The sequence below is a fragment of the Andreprevotia sp. IGB-42 genome, assembly GCF_009848685.1.
Taxonomy (GTDB): Bacteria; Pseudomonadota; Gammaproteobacteria; order Burkholderiales; family Chitinibacteraceae; genus Andreprevotia.
Map to the genome: position 1 here is coordinate 460,423 of NZ_WXTX01000001.1, position 18,134 is coordinate 478,556.

15 protein-coding genes are annotated in these 18,134 nt (G+C 62.8%); 7 read left to right on the forward strand and 8 right to left on the reverse strand.

All coding sequences use genetic code 11. The features are described 5' to 3' along the window. Window position 1: 1 nt before the first annotated feature. Window positions 2-463 carry a chemotaxis protein CheW gene (locus tag IGB42_RS02090; RefSeq protein WP_159665949.1) on the reverse strand — a complete coding sequence of 154 codons (462 nt, stop codon included), beginning with the start codon at window positions 461-463 and terminating at the stop codon, window positions 2-4. Between the two features lie 495 nt (window positions 464-958). Here IGB42_RS02090 and IGB42_RS02095 point away from each other — a divergent pair, with 495 nt between their 5' ends. Both IGB42_RS02095 and IGB42_RS02100 read left to right on the forward strand, forming a co-directional pair. Next, entirely contained in the window at window positions 959-3,061 is a 2,103-nt protein-coding gene (locus IGB42_RS02095) for a bifunctional diguanylate cyclase/phosphodiesterase (protein WP_159665951.1), read from the forward strand. Between the two features lie 170 nt (window positions 3,062-3,231). Then, window positions 3,232-3,723, forward strand: coding sequence for a GNAT family N-acetyltransferase (locus IGB42_RS02100; protein ID WP_159665955.1), 492 nt, complete (start codon window positions 3,232-3,234; stop codon window positions 3,721-3,723). Window positions 3,724-3,866: 143 nt separating this feature from the next. Here the strand turns inward: IGB42_RS02100 and IGB42_RS02105 are convergent, their stop codons facing one another. From IGB42_RS02105 to IGB42_RS02115, 3 genes are all read right to left on the reverse strand, one after another. After that, window positions 3,867-6,836, reverse strand: coding sequence for a VIT domain-containing protein (locus IGB42_RS02105; protein WP_159665958.1), 2,970 nt, complete (start codon window positions 6,834-6,836; stop codon window positions 3,867-3,869). Window positions 6,837-7,010: 174 nt separating this feature from the next. After that, window positions 7,011-8,231, reverse strand: a complete 1,221-nt coding sequence (locus tag IGB42_RS02110; RefSeq protein WP_159665961.1) for a hypothetical protein — start codon at window positions 8,229-8,231, stop codon at window positions 7,011-7,013. Further along, complete coding sequence (locus IGB42_RS02115; RefSeq protein WP_236822463.1) at window positions 8,228-8,896, reverse strand: RNA polymerase sigma factor; 669 nt, start codon at window positions 8,894-8,896, stop codon at window positions 8,228-8,230. The genes IGB42_RS02110 and IGB42_RS02115 overlap by 4 nt, the downstream gene beginning before the upstream one ends. On the opposite strand from IGB42_RS02115, the gene IGB42_RS02120 reads away from it, so the two are divergent. Both IGB42_RS02120 and IGB42_RS02125 read left to right on the forward strand, forming a co-directional pair. After that, window positions 8,895-9,296, forward strand: coding sequence for a hypothetical protein (locus tag IGB42_RS02120; protein ID WP_159665964.1), 402 nt, complete (start codon window positions 8,895-8,897; stop codon window positions 9,294-9,296). The two genes, IGB42_RS02115 and IGB42_RS02120, sit on opposite strands and share 2 nt — an antisense overlap. A 70-nt stretch (window positions 9,297-9,366) precedes the next feature. Next, window positions 9,367-9,936, forward strand: a complete 570-nt coding sequence (locus IGB42_RS02125; protein WP_159665967.1) for an HAD family hydrolase — start codon at window positions 9,367-9,369, stop codon at window positions 9,934-9,936. Between the two features lie 168 nt (window positions 9,937-10,104). Here the strand turns inward: IGB42_RS02125 and IGB42_RS02130 are convergent, their stop codons facing one another. From IGB42_RS02130 to imuA, 3 genes are read right to left on the reverse strand one after another with little or no spacing between them, the layout of a single operon-like run. Continuing rightward, complete coding sequence (locus IGB42_RS02130; protein WP_304505692.1) at window positions 10,105-13,284, reverse strand: error-prone DNA polymerase; 3,180 nt, start codon at window positions 13,282-13,284, stop codon at window positions 10,105-10,107. Continuing rightward, window positions 13,281-14,723 carry a DNA polymerase Y family protein gene (locus IGB42_RS02135; RefSeq protein WP_159665970.1) on the reverse strand — a complete coding sequence of 481 codons (1,443 nt, stop codon included), beginning with the start codon at window positions 14,721-14,723 and terminating at the stop codon, window positions 13,281-13,283. The genes IGB42_RS02130 and IGB42_RS02135 overlap by 4 nt, the downstream gene beginning before the upstream one ends. Next, window positions 14,647-15,360, reverse strand: coding sequence for a translesion DNA synthesis-associated protein ImuA (gene imuA, locus IGB42_RS02140; RefSeq protein ID WP_159665973.1), 714 nt, complete (start codon window positions 15,358-15,360; stop codon window positions 14,647-14,649). The genes IGB42_RS02135 and imuA overlap by 77 nt, the downstream gene beginning before the upstream one ends. Before the next feature lie 251 nt (window positions 15,361-15,611). On the opposite strand from imuA, the gene IGB42_RS02145 reads away from it, so the two are divergent. The 3 genes from IGB42_RS02145 to IGB42_RS02155 all read left to right on the forward strand — a co-directional run bounded on the left by IGB42_RS02145 (window position 15,612) and on the right by IGB42_RS02155 (window position 17,595). After that, window positions 15,612-16,178, forward strand: a complete 567-nt coding sequence (locus IGB42_RS02145; protein WP_159665976.1) for a beta-lactamase hydrolase domain-containing protein — start codon at window positions 15,612-15,614, stop codon at window positions 16,176-16,178. Between the two features lie 141 nt (window positions 16,179-16,319). Then, window positions 16,320-16,838 carry an AAA family ATPase gene (locus IGB42_RS02150; RefSeq protein WP_201799790.1) on the forward strand — a complete coding sequence of 173 codons (519 nt, stop codon included), beginning with the start codon at window positions 16,320-16,322 and terminating at the stop codon, window positions 16,836-16,838. After that, window positions 16,828-17,595 (forward strand): tRNA(His) guanylyltransferase Thg1 family protein, encoded by a 768-nt coding sequence (locus tag IGB42_RS02155; RefSeq protein WP_159665979.1) that lies wholly within the window; start codon window positions 16,828-16,830, stop codon window positions 17,593-17,595. The genes IGB42_RS02150 and IGB42_RS02155 overlap by 11 nt, the downstream gene beginning before the upstream one ends. A 124-nt stretch (window positions 17,596-17,719) precedes the next feature. Here the strand turns inward: IGB42_RS02155 and IGB42_RS02160 are convergent, their stop codons facing one another. Next, window positions 17,720-18,100 (reverse strand): nuclear transport factor 2 family protein, encoded by a 381-nt coding sequence (locus tag IGB42_RS02160; RefSeq protein WP_159665982.1) that lies wholly within the window; start codon window positions 18,098-18,100, stop codon window positions 17,720-17,722. Between the last annotated feature and the right edge of the window lie 34 nt (window positions 18,101-18,134).

Consider the following 18,134-nt stretch of genomic DNA (forward strand, 5'->3'; position numbering starts at 1 on the left):
GTCACGCCCCGTGTTCCAGCGCCTGATCAAGCGCCTGCTGTTCGCTCTGCGTGAGGAACGTATCCAGATCGTGGATCAGCAGCAGCCCGTCGGGCAATGTGAGCACGCCCTGCACATAGGCCACGTCGGGCAACAGTTGCTCTGCAGCCAGCACCTGCTCGGGCATGCATGCCATCACACCCTGTGTTTCATCCACGCACAGGCCCACTGCGCGCGTGGTGGTCCTCGCCAGCAAGATCTGATCACCCAGCCGCAATGCGCGTGGCGGCAAGCCGAAGCGGCTGCGGATATCGAAAACCGGCATGACCGTGCCCTGCACATCGATAGCGCCCTGCACGCCGGCCGGCGCACCGGGCAATGCGGTGATGGCCTGCGCACGAATCACGCGCTCGACACGGCCCAGTGCCAGCGCATAACGCTGGTCATCGAGTGTAAACACCATCAGTTGAGAAAAATCGCGCATTGCATCCTGATCACCGGCCCCGGCCACCGCAAATACCGGTATGCCGTAAGCATTGAAGATAAAGCCCCGCTAGCCGGCTGGCGGCACCAGCAATGCCCACCCAAGCCGGCGCCTGGAAAAAATGGTTTGAATACAAGCCACAAGATCAGCCCGGCCACCCTGCAGCCCGGCGTACATCTGGCCGCAGATGCCGTCTGTAGTAGCCCCGCAGCGGTTGGGTACAACATTGCATCGCTTTTATGCTAAAAGTTTAGTCAGACATCTTCGTTTTAACCAAACAAAATAAGTAAGCAAAAGCGTGACTGGCTGGACGGCAGTGGTCAGCAGCACGAAACGGGGAATGTGCGCCGCAGCGGCGATGGAGGAATCAGGGTTGAGCACAGAACGGAAGCAGACCAGGCCATGCCTGACCGGTTTGACAGTTGGCTGCGCCCGCAGACTTGACAACGTCAAGTATCGGCATGCGCGTTGCAGATTCGCGGCATGGGGCACGCCATGGAACGCCTGAAAGTACTGATTCTGGAAGACGTGCCCACCGATGCCGAGCTGGTGCTGGCCGAGCTGAAAAACGGCGGCATCGATGCGGACATACGCCGCAGCGTCAGCCGTGACAGCTTTGCCGCCGCGCTCGACAGCTTCATGCCGGACATCATCCTGGCCGATTACTACCTGCCCGGTTTCGACGGACTGACCGCGTTGGCTTTGCGCAACGAGCGCCAGCCGGATACGCCATTCATTTTCGTGACCGGCTCGCTGGGGGAAGAGCGTGCCATCGAAACACTGCGTGCCGGTGCCACCGATTACATCATCAAGGACCGCATGACGCGGCTGCCGGCCGCCATCGTGCGTGCGCGGGAAGAACGCCGGCAAAAGCGCGAACGTGCGCGCATCGCCGGCGAACTGGAAGCCGAACGCCAACTGGTAACCGCCATCCTCAATACCACCAAGGCACTGGTGACCGTGCTGGACCAGGATGGCCACATCCTGCACCTGAACCCGGCGGCGGAACACGCGCTGGGCCAGTCGCGCGAGGCCATTCTCGGCTCGCTGTTCTGGGAAACACTGCAGAACCCCGATGCCATCGAGCTGGCGCGCTGGCATATCCGCCTGGCGCTGGAATGGAACAGCCCGCTGCCGATCCGCGCATGGCGGGTATCCACCGGGCAGGGCCGCACCATCCTGTGGTCTACCGGGCGGCTGACCACTGCCACGCAGGGCAATGAACAACTGATCCTGTGCGGTATCGACATTACCGACCAGGAAGAAGCCGAAGAGAAAATCTATTTCCTCGGCCATTTCGATACGGTAACCGGCCTTGCCAACCGCAAGCTGTTCATCCAGCAGCTGGAAGAACAATGCATCCTGCAGCGCCAGCGCGAAACCGGCATGCTGGTGGTGATGATGATCGGCATTGCCCGCATCCAGGAAATACGCGATGGCTATGGCGAAGCGCTGATCAACCAGTTGCTGGCGGAAATCGTGCAGCGGCTGCGGCCATGGCCTGCCAAGCCCGAATTGCTGGCGCGCGTGGCCGACAACACGTTTGCGATTGCCTTCAACCTGGGCGACGATGCCGAGCTATCCGCGCTGGCGCCATATATCCTCGAGCAATTGCGCCAGCCCATCGAGCTGGAGGAGCGCCACTGGAGCTTTCCCACTTACGCGGGCACCGCCATCTACCCGCGCGATGCGCAGGAGCCGGCATTGCTGTTGCAGGCCGCCGAGGCCGCGCTGCACTGTGCCGAAGCCAATACCGATGTGCCGCACGGGTATGCGTTCTATACACCATTGCTCTCCGATGAAGCGCGCGAGCGCCTGCAACTGGAAAGCGAGCTGCGCGAATCGCTGACCCGCGATGACCAGTTGGTGCTGCACTACCAGCCGCAGATCAGCGTGGCCGAGCAAACACTGGTAGGGCTGGAATCACTGGTGCGCTGGAACCACCCGCGCTTCGGCCTGCTGCAACCTGCGCGTTTCATCACGCTGGCCGAAGTGTGCGGCCTGATGCCGCAGCTGGGCCGCTGGGTATTGCGCCAATCCTGCCGGCAGATCCATGACTGGCAAGAGGCAGGCTTCACCCCGCCCACGGTGGCCGTCAACCTGTCTGCCAGCCAGTTTTCGGATGCCGCGCTGCTGCAGGACATCACCGATGCGCTGAACGAATTCGGCGTGCGACCGGCGCAACTGGAAGTGGAACTGACCGAATCGGCCAGCATGCGCGACCCGCATACCTCGATTGCCATCATGACGCAGCTCAAGAACATGGGACTGAGCGTATCGATCGACGACTTCGGCACCGGTTACTCCAACCTGGCGTACCTGAAGCGTTTTCCGGTGGACCGGCTGAAGCTGGATCAGACCTTCGTGCGCGAAATCACCACCGATGCCAATGATCTCGCCATCTCCCGAGCAGTGATCGCCATGGCGCACCAGTTGCACCTGGAAGTGGTGGCAGAAGGGGTGGAGCGCGCGGAACAGCTGGCGCTGCTGGCCGATGCCGGCTGCGATACCGTACAGGGCTATTACTTCAGCCGCCCGGTAGCGGCCGAGCATTGCATGGCGCTGTTCCTGAAGGAGCAGTTTTCCGGCACCGCCTGAAGCCGCCTGCGCCCGCTGTGCCACAATGCCATTGCCCAACCTTGGCCCGATGCAATGAGCGCCGCCGACTGCGGATATGCGCTGCATGCCGGCATGATGCCGCATGCGCGCTGTTTTGCCCGCGCCGGGTTGCCGGCATGGCCGACCATTACCTGTAGCGCCCCATCCCGATGATCGATACCGCCATCCATACCCAGCCTGCCATTTGCGCTGCACATCCGGAAGATGCTGCCGAAATACTCGCGCTGCAGAAACTGGCCTATCAATCCGAGGCAACGCTGTACAACGACTGGACCCTGCCGCCGCTGGTGCAGACGCTGCCGGAACTGCAGGCCGAGTTTGCCACCGCCACGGTGCTGAAAACACAGCTGGGCGACCAGATCGTCGGTGCGGTCAGGGCCGTTGCCAGAGATGAAGACGGGCAGACCGTTTGTGCAATCGGCCGGCTGATCGTGCACCCGGATTATCAGCGGCGCGGCATCGGCTCTGCGCTGCTGCACAGCATCGAAGCGTGCTTTCCAGGCGCTGCACGCCATGTGCTGTTCACCGGCAGCAAGAGTACCGCCAATATCCGCCTGTACCAGCATCATGGCTACCGGATCAGCCACACGCAGCGACTGTCTGCAGCGGTAGAGCTGGTTTTTCTCGAAAAACAGCGTTGAGCACCATGGCCTGCGGCAGCCCATCCGCGATGGAGCGTGCCCCGGTTTTTCGGGCAGCTCATTCATCAGTCCCTCGCAAAAAAACCCGGGCTGCCGGCATGTGGCCCGGAAGTCCGGGTTTGGTTAGCGCATGAGACGCCAGGCTATTTCTTCACCGGCTTGGCATTGCCATTGCCCAGCACTTCAAACTCGCCGACAAACACGGTTTCACTGCGGTCCTTGAGCCTGAGCGTAACGATCTGCTCGCGCGCGTTCTTGCCGCCAAATCCGGTGGCCAGTTTCACCTGCAGTGTGGTCGCACCCGCCACGGTTTGCTGCCGGTTGCCGTAGAAATTGACCTCTACCTTGTACTTTCCCGGCTTGGCATGGCGTAGCGAGAACTCCTCCGGCCCGTAGCCGCCGGTAAAGTCGCGTGACATGCGGCCGCCCTGATAGGTAAAGCGGTGGCCGTAGTAGCAACGCTCGCCGTTCGGGTCGGTCACCCACAGATCCATATCGCTGTTGTCCGCATCCCAGGTCAGGATCACGCGCAGGTCCAGCGGCAGGTTTTTCAGCAGGCGCGGATCTACGCTGCGGGTATCGAGCATTGTTCTGGCGTTGGCAACGATGGCATTGAGTTCTGCCACCGCAATCAGCTCGATTTCGGCAAAGCGGCCATCCCACGGGCGCACGATCACCTCATTCAGCTGCTCGACTGCATCCTGCTCGCGCCCTACCGCCGCATAGGCGAGACCCAGATCGCGGAACGATTGCGGTTCTTCCTCGGCCATATCACGCACCTGCTCGAAAATGGGAACCGCCAGCTCCGGTGCCTTGGTCTGCAGCAGCCGGTAGGCAAGGATGCGCAGGATGTGGCGGTTTTCCAGATCCATTTCCGCCAGGTTGGAGAGCACGCGCAGCGCCAGATCACGCTGGTTCTGCTCGAACAGCAGATCGGCCACGTCGAGGTAGAACGCGCTGCTGTTGGCGTAGCCGGGTTTTTCATCCAGGTAGATTGCGTACAGTGCTGCCGGCTTGGCATTGCGCAAGCGCGAGATATACGGTGCATCCGGCGTCCAGCGCTTGAGCGCGATGCTGATGGCAGGGGCAGCGGCATCAGCCTTGTCGGCCATATCGGCAACGACCTCTGCCCTGGCTTTGCGGGCCATGGCAGGTGCCGCAGCCATCGGCGTTGCCGGGAAGACTCTACCTTCCATGTTTGCTTCGCTTTTCTGGAAATCCAGTGATGCCGATTCCTCAAAACGCCCACTCTTGGCTGCGGGTGCCGGCTTGGGTGTCGGTATGGCACCCTTGGGGTAATCACGCTGCCACCACGCCACTTTCTGCTCGAACTCCCGTACCACATCTTCCACATGTTTGCGGCGGGTTTGCGCCTGCATGGTGCCTTGCTCAGCCTTGAGCTTGAGATAAGCCGCGCGCTCGCTGGCAGGCGGCTCGATCTCGTAACGCACGTAGTCGGCGATGGTTTCCAGCACGATCAGCGAGGTTTCCCGCGTGGGCAAGCCAAAGCGCTGGCCCAGCCGGCGGATTTCGCCACGATAGCGTTGTGGCTCTGCTTCCAGCGTGGCGATACGGTACTGCGCCCACTGCGCGGCTGCCGCCGGGTGCGGATTGCTGCCCGTGCGCAGTGGCAGCCTGATTTCACTGCGCTGGCCACCCTGCTCCAGCGTGATACGCAAGGTGTCTTCCGCGGCGCCCAATACGCCAGCGATGCGCAGCATGCCGTCATCGGCATACGGTGATTGGGCCACCAGTTGGCTGGCACTGTCTGCAGCCAGCCCGGCGATATGCGGCGCTTCTTCCAGCAATTGCCGTGCGGCCTGTGCCACGCCGGCCTGATCATCCAATGTGATCAACCGGCCGCGATTGCGCGCTGCCAGCGCGGCAAGGCGCACGCTGTCTGCGGCGCTGGCGCTGTTGATGCTGTACAGCCGCTGGCCGGGCGCCAGATCGGGCACATCATCACTGCCATAGTTGCCCACACCGTCGGAGAACAGCAGGTATTCGCCCACATCCGCCTGCGGCTGCCAGCCGCCCAGCGCGGTTGCGCCATCGTACTGCGTACCCTGCAGCGCCTGCCGCAGCGCGCTCCAGTCGCCACCGGCGATCTTGTAGCTTTGCACTGCTTCGGCCCGATCACGCAGGCGGACCAGCCTGACTTCGCCATTGCCCATGGCCTTGAAATAGCGATCGAGCAGGGCCAATTCGGCCGGTAGCGCGCGGTTGGCACCTGAGCCCGAGCTATCCCACAACAGGCCGATGGTCTTGGGCAGCACGCGCGGTTTGCTGGCGGCTTTCAGTGGTACTTCGGCCACGAAAAAGCGCTCGCTATCGAATGCCTGCGTATACACCTGCGGCCTGGCCGTGGCCGGCCAGCTCAGCTGCAGCTGGCCCTGCGGCGCGAAGCTGGCTTTATCGAAACGGGCACTATAGCCATCGCCATCACGCACGAATTTCAGCGGCAACAAGCTACCTTGCAGTTGCGGCGCAACGCTGCTGCCAGCAACGTCCACCTGCAGTTTGAAAGCGGCAACCGACTTGAAGAAGTCCAGCGGCAGCCGGTACAGCAGCTGGCCGTTGCGGGTGGCCAGTGCCTCGTTCACGGTGATCTGCACGGTGCGCCGGCCGTAGGCCGGTACCGGATACACGCGCAGCTTGAACTGGTTGCCGACGGTTTTTTCCAGCAGGCCAGGGTCGACCCGGCGGCGCTCGATTTCATCAAATACCTGCCGCCCCTTGGCTTTTTCCACCGGCACTGCCGGGCGCATGGTGCCGTTGATATCCAGCGCAAAACCGCTGATCTGCTGCTGCGGCAGCAGGGGAAACTGCAGCTCGCCTTCCAGCTGGCGCGAGTTGGGGTTGTAGAACACCATGTCCAGCGTGGTGGTGGCCTGCGTACCGGCAACAGCCACCTTGACGGCCAGCGATTCGAGCTGGATGGGCGTTTCGCTGCCTATGGTGCGCAGCACGGTCTGGCGGATTTCGCTGATCAGCACCGGTGTGGGTGCGGGCCTCCGCACAGGCGTCAGCGCCCACGCCAGGTTGGAACACAGCAACGCAAACAGGATAATCAGTACAGCCCGGAATGGGCGATGGAACAGGTGGGGTAGCATGGCAGCTCCAGCGGGTTGATGCGTATAGCATTCAACGCGGGGCTGCTGCGGGCGGGGTTAAGCCGCGCTTAAAATAAATCCTGGCGCCTGCGGACAACCTTGCAGGTATGTAGCAATGCGGCGTGCCACAGGCATCAAGCCAGCAAACAGCGTTCGCTGTGGCTGGCGGCTGGATCAGGGGGCGAGTGCATCCAGCCGCTGGCGCAGCGCATCCTCCACCGGGTAATCCGGGTAGGCTTTGCGGAAGCGTCGCCATTCCATGCCTGCCTGGCGCTTGCTGGCGGTTTTTTCCAGTACCAAGATCTGCGCCAGCCAGTCTGCCGCCTGCGTGACTGGCGCGGCAACACCAGCTTCGGCTTGCGGTGCCGACGCTATGGCCCTAGTGACGGGAGCGACCCTTGCGGCGGCAGGCGCAGCCGGTACTGGTGCAGCGGCAACGGCAGGTTCATGGGCATAAAAGTCCAGCTGGCTATTCGCGGCCTTGTCCTCATGCTGTGCCTGCCCGCCTGGCTTGGCGGGGCTCGCTTTTCGCAACTTGGCTGCATCAGGCTCCACTGCGGCCAGTTGCCCGATCTGATCGGATTTGGCGAATGCGCTATCGGCCGCTGCTTGCGCCGGCGTAACCGATGCAACGGCAATGCGCTCCTCCACCGCTGTGGCAGCGGATTCCTTGCGCGCCATGCCGCTCACCGTTGCAGGCGCCGGGTTTGCCTGGTTCAATGCCAATTGCTGCCTGCCTGACCTGGCTGCGGCCAGATCCGCCCCACCTTTGGCACGAGCGGTACTTGTGGCCGCTTCTGCTCCACCCTGCCCCGATTTTGCCTTGGCGCTTTGTTCGGCCTGCAGGGCTGCGCGTTTGTCTGCCTGTTCGGCTTTGGCTGCGGGCACAGCAGCCGTTTCAGCAGGTGGCTCGAGCTGGGCAATCACTACCGGTGGTGCGGCTGCGATTGCAGCCGGGCTTTGCGCAAGCGCTGCCGCTGCCGCTGCCGGCGCCTCATCACGCAAGTGCAGCAGTTGCAGCGATACCGCAGCCACCAGCACCACGCTGGCCGCCAGCGCCAACGGCACCTGCCAGCGCGGGCGATGGCGTATCGGCTCAGCAGGTGTGGCGTCATCCGCAGGCATTGCAGCCTGCTCGTGGATTTCATCGTTGGCCGCACCGGGCAAGGCATCGTTGGCGGCAAGGCGCACTGGCGCGGCGGCAGCCTGTCCGGCACCGCCGGGCTTGCCAGCATCGGGGCCTTGCGCAAGCAGCAATGCAGCCTGTGCGAGAATGGCCTGATCCAGCTCGGCAGAAGGCGCTGGCTGCGGCAGGCCGCGCAGCATGGCGGACAAATCGTCGTCGCCGGCAAGGAAAGCGTTCAGGTCGTGGTCATCATCAGTGGGCTGGCTCATGCCTGTTCCCCTTCTGCATCTTGCGCCAGCGTGGCGCGCAACTTCTGCATCGCATAGCGCAACCGGCTTTTGACAGTTTCTGCCGCAGCCCCCGTCAGTACAGCGATCTCGTCCAGGCTCATGCCGTTGAACTGTTGCAGCACCAGTGCCTCCCGCTGTTCGGCCGGCAGACTGCGTATGGCCGCCTGCAGGCGCTGCGCACGCTGTTTTTCAGCCAGCGCGGCCTCTGGCGTGGGTTGATCGTTGGCGGCAGCCAGCCGGTCCAGCGCTGCGTGTGGCGCAACATCGTGCGCGCCAGCCAGATCGCTTTCCAGCAGCGGCTGGTGCTGGCGCAGCAAATCGATCAGCCGGTTGCGGGCAATCTGGTACAGATAGGTACGGAAACCCGCCTGCGGCTGATAGCGCCCGGCGGCCTTGTGCAGGCTGGCCCAGCTATCCTGTGCAATCTCGTCCGCCCAATCCACCCGTGGTGCCTGCCAGGCAATGAAGCGGTACAAGCCCTGACTGTGCCGGCGATACAGCTCGCCAAACGCGGCGATATCGCCAGTCTGGTAGCGTTGCATCAGGGTCTCGTCGGTCAGGTCGGCCAGCATGCCGGGCAGTCTAGCTGGCTTTGCACCGTTGTGCTGTGGTGGCTGCACGGCACCGTGTTGCAGATAGGGCATGAATCAGCATCGGCTGCGGGTGAATACATTGAACGGCCGACGCGGCAGAATGGGGTTGGTAACCGGAAAGTCATTGCCGGTTACCAAGGAGGTGGATGTGTTGAAGACCGATGAGGTAGTCAAACCAGATGCAAAATCATCTGCACCTGTCCGGAAATGGCGGCTGGTGCCAGGCAGCATCGGCGCTCTGATCTCACTTACCGGCATTGTGCTGGAGCGATTTGCATTTACTTTCAAGCACGAAGCGTTTGCACTGGGATTGTGTGCCATCGGATCCATGCTGTGTTCCTCCTGCCTGAAACAAGAGGAACCGCGAACGGATCATCGGCAGAAGAAACGCCAGCCACTATGGGCAAATCTCGGCACCAATCGTCACCGGATCAATAGCAATCCGGCATGACAGCTCATCCTGTGTTATGTCATCGTTCTCATCAAAAACCAGCGATTGAACAAGGACGCCAGACCGTGCCATGACAAATACATTGCTTATTCTTGATCTGGACGAAACCCTGATTCACGCCACAACCACGCCACTACCTTGCGAGCATGACTTCGTCGTCGCCAGCTATTTTGTTTACAAGCGGCCCTGGGTGGATCAATTCATTGCATTTTGCTTTGCGCACTTCGATGTTGCAGTGTGGACGTCATCGACCGAGCCCTATGCACAAGCTGTCATCGCCAACCTTTTCAACGAACCCAAAGCACTCAAGTTCATTTTCTCCAGAAGAAAGTGCACGCGGCGGTTTGATTTTGAAACGCACGACGACACCTATATCAAGGACTTGAGGAAAATCAAGAAAAGAGGCTACACACTGGAGAAGACGTTGATCATCGATGACACGCGTGAAAAGCTGTGCCGGAACTATGGAAATCTGATCCATATCGACGAGTGGACGGGTAATGCAACTGACCGTGAGCTTTTGCATATCCAGCCCTACCTGTTGTCGCTCAAGGGGGCAGAAAACATGCGGAAAATCGAAAAGCGCTCATGGCGTAGATTGCGACATCAAGATGTTCCACAAAACCCGAATGTGGGTTAGCGCTTGTCCACACCCGTTTCAGGTTCGGAACAGTTGGGGGTGGCAAGCAAGCATGAAACACGCTGCGGTGGTTTGCAACACAGCGGGCCGCCCGAAATGCGCCGAACGCACAGCGCTGTGCCCGCGCGCTTACCCGGTACTACAGGTCTTGTGGTTAACAGCCTTGCCTCAATGAAAATCCCGGCTCCTGACCGTCAGCTCGCCCAGTAGCGCCGTCTTGTCCACCAGCCGCTTGGCCAGCACGTTCACCACCAGCCCTTCGCGCTGCACGATGCCGTAGACGGCCATCAGCTGTGAGCCCAGCAGCTCGCGCCGCTGGCGCTCCACCAGATCGTTCCAGACAATCACGTTGACGTTGCCGGTTTCATCTTCCAGCGTCACGAACACCACGCCGGTGGCGGTGCCGGGCCGCTGGCGGCCGACCACCAAGCCGGCCACGCGCACGATGCGGCGGTCCGGCGCGTTGTTGATGTCCGCAGCGGTCAGCAGGCGTTCTTTGCCCAGCCGCTGCCGCAACAGGCTGAGCGGGTGCGCACGCAGCGTCAGGCCCATGGCGCGGTAATCGAACACCACATCCTGCCCCAGCGTGATCGGCGGCAAAGCGGGCGTGGGGGTTTGCGCATCATCCGGCGCGTGGCCCAGATCGCGGCTGGTTTCCACGCCGCTCACCTGCCACCAGGCCTGGCGGCGATGGCCGGCCAGCGCGGCCAGCGCATCGGCCTCGGTCAGCACGGTCAGCGCACGCTGATCCAGCCCGGCCAGTTGCTGCAGTTGCTCGACGCCAGCATAGCCACCAGCCGGGCGCATGGCGGCAATCTGCCGCGCGGCCGCTTCAACCATGCCCTTGACCAGACTGAACCCCAAGCGCACCGCTGGCTGCTGCTGGCCGTTATCCTCCAGCGTGCTGTCCCAATCGCTGTGCTGTACATCCGCCGCGCGTACCTCCACGCCATGGCGGCGTGCATCCTGGATCAGTTGCGAGGCGGAATAGAAGCCCATGGGCAAGGAATTGAGCAAACCGCACAGAAAAGCCGCCGGTTCGTGGCGCTTGAGCCATGCCGATGCATACACCAGCTGCGCAAAACTGGCTGCGTGTGATTCGGGAAAGCCATATTCGGCAAAGCCCTCGATCTGCCTGAAAATCGCCTCGGCAAAATCCAGCGGGTAATCGCGTTGCAGCATGCCACTGATCAATTTGTTGCGATAGCCTTCCAGCTTGCCGGTGCGCCGCCATGCTGCCATCGAGCGGCGCAATTGATCGGCTTCACCGGGGGTAAACCCACCGGCAACGACTGCAAGTTGCATCACCTGCTCCTGGAACAGCGGCACCCCCAAAGTGCGGCTCAGTACTGCCTCCAGCTCTGGCCGGTGGTAGGTCACTTTTTCCACCCCCTGCTTGCGGCGCAGATACGGATGCACCATGCCACCCTGGATAGGGCCGGGGCGCACGATGGCCACCTCGATCACCAAGTCGTAAAACGCCTTGGGTTTCAATCTGGGCAACATGCTCATCTGCGCGCGGGATTCCACCTGGAACACGCCCACGCTGTCGGCCTGGCTGAGCATTTCGTACACGGCAGGGTCTTCACGCGGAATGGTGTGCAGCTGCAGCGGCTTCTGCCGCAATGCAGATACCAGTGCCATGCTGCGGCGGATGGCGGCCAGCATGCCCAGCGCCAGCACGTCGATCTTCAAGAGGCCCACCGAATCCAGATCGGTCTTGTCCCACTCGATGACCGTGCGGTCGACCATGGCGGCGTTCTCGATCGGTACCAGCCGCTTCAGCGGCCCGCGCGAGATCACGAAGCCGCCCACGTGCTGCGACAGATGGCGCGGAAACCCGCGCAGCGTGCCCACCAGCGACAACAGCTGCCGCACCGGCTGGCTATCCGGCTCCAGGCCGGCCTCCAGCATGCGCTGCGCCAGCTCGGCCTTGTTGTCCCACCACGCCAGCGAGCGGGTCAGCCGGTCCAGCTGGTCTTCCGATAGCCCCAGCGCACGGCCCACATCACGCAGCGCGGATTTGGTGCGATAGGTAATCACCGTGGCCGCCAGCGCCGCGCGATCCCGGCCATATTTGCCGTACACGTACTGGATTACCTCTTCGCGCCGGTCGTGCTCGAAATCGACGTCGATATCGGGTGGCTCGCCGCGTTCTTCGGAAATGAAGCGCTCGAACAACAAGGTGCTGACGGCCGGGTCGACCGCGGTAATGCCCAGCGCGTAGCACACCGCCGAATTGGCGGCCGAGCCGCGCCCCTGGCACAAGATGTCCCGGCTACGGGCGTAGCGCACGATGTCTTCCACGGTGAGGAAATACTGCTCGTAGCCCATGCGGGCAACCAGTGCGAGCTCCGTATCCACCTGTTCGCGCACCTGCGGCGGCGTGCCGTTCGGGTAGCGCGCCAGCAGGCCGGCCTCGGTCAGCCGGGCCAGGTGCCGGGTGGGGGTGAGGTGCGCGGGCACCAGTTCATCCGGATATTCGTAGCGCAGCTCATCCAGCGTGAACGTGCAACGCGCCACCACATCGAGCGTTTCTGCCAGCAATTCGGGCGGGTAGATGCTGGCCAACCGCGCGCGGGAGCGTAAATGGCGCTCGCTGTTGGCAAACAGCGCCATGCCGCACTGCGCCACCGGCTTGCCGATGCGCACCGCGGTCAGCATGTCCTGCAATGCCTTGCGGTCGCGCTGGTGCATGTGCACGTCACCGGCGGCCAGCAGCGGCAGCGCAGTTTCACCCGCCAGCCATTGCAGCTGGCGCAGGCGCCCGGCATCGTCCGGGCCGCGCAGCAGCTCGGCGGCTATCCAGCTGCGGCCAGCAAAATGGCGGGCAAACCACAGGCCATCCTGCAGCTCGGGTTGATCCGGCGGCAGCCAGACGGCCAGCAAGCCATCGGCAAATTCGACGATATCGCTGCGGGTGAGGTGATAACTGCCCTTGTCCGCCTGCATGCGGCCACGGGTGATCAGCTCGGCCAGATCGCCGTAGGCCGGTTTGTCCGGCGCCAGCAATAGCAGCTTCAGGCCGTCATCCAGCGTGAACTCCGCGCCGAACACCAGCTTCAATCCATGCTCCTTGGCGGCATTGTTGGCGCGCACGATGCCGGCCAGCGAGCATTCATCGGTAATCGCCAGCGCGCGGTAGCCCAGCTCGTGCGCGCGCAACACCAGCTCTTCCGCATGCGATGCGCCGCGCTGGAAAGAGAAATTGGTCAGGCAATGCAGCTCGGCATAATCGGGCAGTGGCGGCGTGGTTGGCTGCACCACCTGGCCGGGCATTGATGCCAATGGCAGCGTCTCCCCATCGCTGGCAGCAGGCAGGAAGGTGACCGTGTCCATCGTAGTCATCCGAATACGCCATGCAGAAACCAGTCATGGCTGTTGCGTTCCTGGTACAGCCAGTAGCGCCGCCCGCTGGGGCCGTGCGCCTGGAAATAATCGCGCACGGCGGTGGCTTCATCCCACCAGCCCGATTCGATGCGCTCGGCATGGCCGGTGCAGGCCAGCGGCTCGCCATACCAGGGCTGCCCGGTGCGCAGGGCCAGCGGCACCGGCCTGGGCAACAGCCAGCCCGGGCGCTCCCCTACCGGCAGCGGGCTGGATGCCTCGCCAGGCTTGGTGCTGCGCCAGGCCAGCTCCGGCCGGTGCTCGGGCACGGTGGCGATGCCGCACACCGCATCGCCGCCCAGCCGCGCGGCTAGCCGTGCCAGCAGCAAGGCAATGCCGCCGCTGCCCACTTCGCCATCCGGGCCGAACAGCAACAACGGCTGGCCATCCAGCGTGTGCAACGTATCGGCGATCAGCGTCAGCGCCAGTACCGGCGCATCCAGGCTGAAGCGCGCGGCGCGCTCGTTCAGCACCGCCAGCATCTCGGCTGCCTTGCGGATGGGCACGCCAAAGCCGACGGTCAGCAAGCTGGCCGGCGCACTTTCATGCTTGCAGCGGAACACCACCGATTGCACCCCCAGCCCGCGCCCTGCCAGAAAACCGGCCAGCTCGATCAGCAGCCGCTCGGCCAGCAGCAGGAAAATGGCCAGGTGATCGAACGGATAATCCAGATCGATGCAGCGCTCGAAGCGGTCTGGCGCAATGAAAGGCACGCGCGGATCACTGGCCACGCCCAGCGCCTGATCCAGCTGGATAGCCAATGCCGTGCCAAAGCGTTTGGCCAGGCCACCGCGTGGCAATGCCTGCAGTGCAGCCAGCGTGCGGATGCCCAGCTGTGCCAGCCCGTCCGCCTGTTTTTGTGTGGGCTGCAGCACGCTGATCGGCATATCTGCCAGTGCGGCCGGCAAGCCAGCCACATTCAGCACCGGCGTGTGCTGGTCCAGCCATGCCCGCCATGATGCCGCCAGCGGCGTGGGTGCGCAGCCCGCCTGCAACTGGTGGCCCAGCGCGGCAAGGCCTGTTGCCACCAGGTGCTGCAGCCGGGCCAGGCCGCCGAAATACTGCAGGCAGCCGCCGATCTCCAGCAACAGGGTAGCCGGCGGCACGATCACCACGGTGGGGGTGAACTGCAGCGCCCATGCGGCCAGCGCCGTCATGGTTTCTGCCTCTGCCGCCGGTTTGCGCCGGTGCACGGTCAGCTCGTTGGCGAGTGCCAGCGCAGCCGACAGCTTGAGGCCGGCGCGCAGACCCAGCGATGCAGCCAGTGCATCCACCTGCACCACCTGATCGAAACGGCCGGTGGATTCCACCACCAGCGTGGGCTTAAGCGCGGGCGCGGCTACGCCGGGCTGGAAGACTTCCAGCGGCAGCTGCGGCAGGTAAAGGGCGAACCAGAGCATGATCGGCTATCCGGCTATCCAGGTGGCTGGTTAAATGAATGGGCTGGGCCAGTGGTGGGCCGCGCCGTTTGAGGATGCGTACCTGCACCCCACCGGTGGCGGGCTCAACCCCCAGCCGCAATGGCAGGGGCGATGCGCTATCTGCGCGCGCGCCCAGGCGCAGCAGGAAACCACAGGCGGCACCGGCCTGTGCGGCCAGTTGCAGGCGACGGCATGCCCGGTCATCGATCTGCCCGGCGGCCCAGCCCAGCACCGCGCCACAGCCGCTGTCACGCAAGCCCTGCTCCATCGCCCACAGCGCATCGGCTACGCTGCGCGGCCGCACCCATACCAGGCGGGAGAGCAGCACCCCGGCAGCCTGCCACGCCGGTGCATAGGGAATATGCGGCGGCTGGATCAGCAACACGTGCTGGCGCTGTGAAATCTGTCGCAATGCCGGCAGCAGCAAGGCCAGCTCGCCACTGCCCGGCTTGGCCAGCAGCAACTCGGCCATGCCACGCAGCGGCCAGCCCCCGCCAGGCAACACCGCATCCAGCGCCGGATAGGCACTGGATACTCCGGCGGCATCCGCCCGCGCCATGCTGCCGCCACGCCAGACGGCAGGATGCTTGAGTACCTCCATCAGTTCGGGGGCCATGATCGTCTCTTTCCTGCTTGAGAAACCATGATATAGAACGATTGTTCTACAATCAAATAAGCGGCGACGAGCGGGCAGTTGCTGCAGCACCCTGCCCGCGTCGGCCCGGCCATGGCCAAGGCAAGCCCCGCCGCTTCCGTCATGCACGCAGTTCGTGGCGCATCCGGCTAGCTGCCCGTATGATCATTACCTACCCGGCACGGCCTGCATCGGCACTTGTGCAATCCACTCCATCCAGCCAAGCACACACCATGAAACGACTCAGCAATGCCCGTCTTTTTGCGCTGTCCATACTGCTTGGGCTGGCCGCAGTGCTGGCCCTGTTCGCGTACGGAGTCCTGACAGCCCCGCCGCAACTCAATGCCCACCTGCTCACCGCAGATATCGCCGTTACCGAGCAATTGCAGCTGAATGCGGTTTCCAGCGTCAAGGAGAGCGGCTACGCAACCATCATCGATCTGCGCCCGGATGGCGAGGCGCCAGATCAACCGGCATCCGCCGATGTACAGACACAGGCACACGATAACCAACTGCACTTTGCCTATGTACCGGTCCCCCATGGCGACATACCGGCGGCCACCGTGGACCAGCTGGCCACAGCACTGGCCAACAGCCCCAAGCCCATCCTGCTGTATTGCCGCAGCGGCAAGCGTGCCGCACGAACCTGGAGCCTGGTGGAAGCATCGCGCCAAGGCGGCATGGATGCAGCCGCGATCCTGGCAGCGGTAAAAGCCAGCGGCCAGAGCGCGGATGACCTCACCGCCAGCATCGAGCGGCGCATTGCCGCACGCGGCCAGCCTGCTGGGCAAACGCAATGAGTGCCGCTCCCATGCCGCCCGTCCCGGAAGAAGCATCAGAAGGGACGCCCCGTACTGACCAGCTCATGCTCGGTACGCTGCTACTGAAACTGCTGCTGGTCGTCAGCGGTCTGATCATCGGGGCGGTGGCCGCCTTGTTCATTGGGCTGGCTGTGGGCTGGATCAAGTTCACCTGCTGAAGCACAGCAAACCAGCAAACAAGGAATACGGTTGGAACTGGTCATTTTCATCGGCGGTCAGGGCGCAGGCAAAAGCACCTATTACAAAAGCCATTTCTTCGATACGCATCTCCGCATCAATATGGATATGCTCAATACCCGCCACCGCGAGCACCTGTTGCTGCAGGCCTGCATGGCCATGAAGCAGCGCTGCGTGATCGATAAAATCAATGCCACGGTGGCCGAACGCGAGAAATACATCCGGCTGGCACACGCCCATCATTTCAAGGTGATCGGCTATTACTTCGATTCACCCATTGAAGATCTGCTCAGAAGAAACAGCCAGCGCAGCGGCAAAGCCAATATTCCGGAAATCGGCATTCGTGGCACGTTGAAAAAACTGGTGGCCCCGGCCTTTGCCGAAGGGTTTGATGAAATCCACCACGTCGCCACGCTTGATGGCGGCCTGTTCCACACGGTGAGCATGAAACATGAAGTTTGAAGAACTCGACAGCAAGATGCGCGTGTTTGAAACCACGCATGACCGGTGCGTGCTGCCTGGACTGTATATCGTGGTGCGGCTCGATGGCAGAAGCTTCACCCGCAATACCAAGGAAGTGTGGCAATTCGATGCGCCATTCGACACACGCTTTCGCGACCTGATGCTCGACACCACCGAGCACCTGATGAACTGCGGCTTCGGCGTGGTGTACGGCTATACGGAAAGCGATGAGATATCGCTGCTGCTGCGTCAGGACGAAGCCACTTTTGGCCGCAAAACCCGCAAGCTGATGTCCATCCTGGCGGGGGAAGCCAGCGCCCGCTTCACGCTCTCGCTGGGGCAAATGGCCAGCTTCGATGCGCGCATCTGCGAATTGCCCAGCGCAGCACTGGTGCTCGATTACTTCCGCTGGCGGCATGAGGATGCACATCGCAATGCGCTGAACGCGCATTGCTATTGGCTGCTGCGCGGGCAAGGCCAGGCCCCGCAGGCAGCCAGCGATGAAATCGTCGGGCTATCCACGGCGGAGAAGAACGAGTTCCTGTTTCAGAACGGTATCAATTTCAATGGCCTGCCCGCCTGGCAAAAACGCGGCATGGCGGTGTACTGGGAAACGTATCAGAAGCCCGGCATCAACCCGCAAACCGGCGAAGCAGTCGCCAGCCCGCGCCGCCGGCTGAAGCGCGATCTTGAACTGCCGATGGGCGAGCAATACAGTGCCTTTGTCCGCCCTTTCATCCAGGCAGCAACGCCCTGACCTGCACGGCCGTCGTTTTGCAGGGGGATGTGCATCACCGCAGCTTCAATCGTGCCGGACAATTTACCGGCAAGATCAGCATGCCCGACAAAGCTGACGTGCAGGCCAACCCGGTGTGGCGGGCTCAGCCTTGCGGTATCGGGCTGATCTGCCCGGCAACCACCTGCCAGCCGGCAGCCTCGGTCCGATGCCACACGCGGGTGGCGCGCAGATCGCCGGCGAATGGCGTGTCGGCGTAGCTGCCGGCCATCTGCACGCGCACCGAAACAATCGCCACATTACCGACCAGCCTGATCTGCCGCTCGGACGGTGCGATGCGGGTAAAACGCATCACGCCGCTGCGGTGTGCGGCCAGATCATCGTCCTTGCCCAATACCTGCCCCAGCGGGTTGGTGAAGATCAGTTCAGCGGCGATCAATCCATCCAGCGCGGTCACGTCGGATGCCAGCATGGCCTGCTGCAGTTGTTCTTCCGCCGCGATGATCTGTTGCTCGATATCTGCCATTCGCCTGCTCCGTAATCACCCATAAAAAAAGCTG